General features: G+C 74.2%; 2 protein-coding genes. Both read right to left on the bottom strand.

Translation table 11 applies throughout. The features are described 5' to 3' along the window. Window positions 1–12: 12 nt before the first annotated feature. A complete protein-coding gene (locus tag AOK15_RS40470; RefSeq protein WP_055524163.1) occupies window positions 13–1,692 on the bottom strand; it encodes an acyclic terpene utilization AtuA family protein in 1,680 nt (559 codons plus the stop codon). Further along, window positions 1,689–2,507, bottom strand: coding sequence for a TIGR03084 family metal-binding protein (locus tag AOK15_RS40465; protein ID WP_055524160.1), 819 nt, complete (start codon window positions 2,505–2,507; stop codon window positions 1,689–1,691). Before AOK15_RS40465 ends, AOK15_RS40470 begins: the two co-directional genes overlap by 4 nt. Window positions 2,508–2,740 lie beyond the last annotated feature (233 nt).

Here is a 2,740-nt window from a genome sequence, read left to right as displayed (position 1 = left end):
GGCGGCGGGCGGTCACAGGAGTACCTCCGGGATGTCCAGGTGGCGGGAGCGGAGCCATTCGCCGAGGGCCTTGGCCTGCGGGTCGAAGCGGTGCTGGGAGGCGACGCCCGCGCCGAGGATGCCCTCGACGACGAAGTTCAGGGCGCGCAGTCCGGGCAGCGGGTGGCGGGTGACGGGCAGGTCGGCGGTCTCCGGGAGGAGGGCGCGCAGCCGGTCGGTGGTGAGGGTGTGGGCGAGCCACCGCCAGGCGTCGTCGCCGCGGGCCCACAGCCCGATGTTGGCGTTGCCGCCCTTGTCGCCGCTGCGGGCCCCGGCGACCAGTCCGAGGGGGGCCCGACGGGTCGGGAGCCCGGCCGGCAGCGGCTCCGGCAGGGGCGGTTCGTCGGCGGGGCGCGGTACGAGGGTGTCGTGCGGCGCGGGTACGGGGATCCGGCGGCCGTCGTGGAGGACGGCGGTGTGCGCCACGGCCCCCTGGTCGACGTACTCGGCGTCGAAGATCCCGTAGGGAGCGCCCTTCCCCGGCGGTTGCGGGACATGGAAGCCGGGGTAGCTGGCGAGGGCCAGTTCGATGGCGGCTCCGCTGAAGGCACGGCCAACGGCCTCCGGGTCGGGGTCCCGTACGACGAGGCGGAGCAGCGCGCTGGCGGTCTCCTCGGTGGGGGCGTCGGGACGGTCGGTCCGCGCCAGCTCCCAACGCACCTCCTGCGGAGGCGACTTGGCGAGGGCGTCCGTCATCTGAGCCTTCACGACGGCGGCCTTCGCCTCGATGTCGAGGCCGGTCAGGACGAAGACGACCTCGTTGCGGAAGCCGCCGAGCCGGTTGAGCCCGACCTTGAGGGTCGGGGGCGGCGCCTCGCCGCGTACGCCCCGGATGCGGACCCGGTCGGGGCCGTCCTGGGTGAGCCGTACGGTGTCGAGGCGGGCGGTGACGTCGGGTCCGGCGTAGCGGGCGCCGGCCGTCTCGTACAGCAGCTGGGCGGTGACGGTGCCGGTGTCGACGAAGCCGCCGGTGCCGGGGTGCTTGGTGATGACGCTGCTGCCGTCCTCGTGGAGTTCGGCGAGCGGGAAGCCGGGGCGGCGGATGTCGCCGTCGGCGAAGAAGGCGTAGTTGCCGCCGGTGGCCTGCGTCCCGCACTCCAGCACGTGCCCGGCGACGACGGCGCCCGCGAGACGGTCGTACTCCCCCGGTCCCCAGCCGAAGTGGGCGGCGGCGGGCCCGGTGACCAGCGCGGCGTCGGTGACCCGGCCGGTGACGACGACGTCCGCGCCCTCCCGCAGACAGGCCGCGATGCCGAAGCCGCCGAGGTAGGCGTGCGCGGCGAGGCTGCCGGGGTACCGGGCGGTGAGGTCGTCGCCCTCGACGTGCGCGACCCGTACGGCGAGGCCGAGCCGGTCGGCGAGCGCCCGTACGGCGTCGGCGAGTCCTGCGGGGTTGAGGCCCCCGGCGTTGGTGACGATGCGGACGCCGCGCTCTTGGGCGAGGCCCAGGCACTCCTCCAGCTGACGCAGGAACGTACGCGCGTACCCGGCGGCGGGGTCCTTCAGCCGGTCGCGGCCGAGGATGAGCATGGTCAGCTCGGCGAGGTAGTCGCCGGTGAGGACGTCGAGGTCGCCGCCGGTGAGCATCTCGCGCAGGGCGTCGAAGCGGTCGCCGTAGAACCCGGAGGCGTTACCGATGCGCAGCGCGGTCATCGCGCCGCCTCCCCCGGCCCACGTCCCGGTCCACGCCCCCGTCCACGCCCCGGTCCCGGCGGGCCCGCGAAGGCCTGGGCGAGGTCCAGCCAGCGGTCGGCGTCGGCACCCTCGGCGCGCAGGGCGAGGTCTGCGCGGTGGGCGCGCTGGGTGACCAGGAGACAGAAGTCGAGCGCGGGTCCGGTGACGCGCTCGGCGGCGTCCTCGGGGCCGTACGCCCACAACGCGCCGGAGGGGGCGGTGAGTTCGACGCGGAACTCCTCGAAGGGCGGGGTCAGGGAGTGCACCCCGAAGGAGAAGTCGCGGGTGCGGACGCCGAGCCGGGCGACGTGGCGGAGCCGGTCGGTGGGGACACGGGTCACACCGAGGGTGTCGGCGACGTCCTGGCCGTGGGCCCAGGTCTCCATCAGCCGCGCGCTCGCCATCGACGCGGTCGACATGGGCGGCCCGAACCAGGGGTACCGCGCGCCGTCGGGGGCGGCCCGCAGCGCGTCCTCCAGGGCCGTGCGCCCCGCCCGCCAGTCGGTGAGGAGCCGGTCCGGCGGTGCGGCCGCGCCCTCCTCGGCGCCGTTGTCCACGAAGTCGCCGGGCTGCGTCAGCGCGTTCTCGACCTCGTGGGCGAAGGCCTGCCGGTCGGTGACGGCGAGCAGCGCGGCACGGTCGGTCCAGGCGAGATGCGCGATCTGGTGGGCGATCGTCCAGCGGGGCGCGGGGGTCGCGAGCGCCCACCGTTCCACGGGCAACTCGGCGACGAGTGCGTCGAGTTCATCGCTCTCGGCACGGAGGTCGTCGATGACGGGCGTCGGGTCGGCCATGGGGGGAGGATGACAGGGCCACCATAAACAAGCAAGCGTGCTTGCATTTTTAGTATGGGAAGGGAGGGGCACTCAAGGGGATGCGTAAGCCTCAAAAAAGATGTACACCCCTGTCTCGGTCCACTAGCCTGGACTGTGCAGTCATCCACAGTGAACGCAACACCTCCTCCCCCGCTCCTGGACGGCCCCCGTGACACCTCCCCGTGCTGACCGGCCCGCACCCGCCTCTCCGG

The sequence above is a fragment of the Streptomyces ossamyceticus genome (assembly GCF_001418475.1).
Classification (GTDB): domain Bacteria; phylum Actinomycetota; class Actinomycetes; order Streptomycetales; family Streptomycetaceae; genus Streptomyces; species Streptomyces ossamyceticus.
Note: the sequence above shows the minus strand (reverse complement) of the source record. Positions and strands in the feature narration are given on the sequence as shown.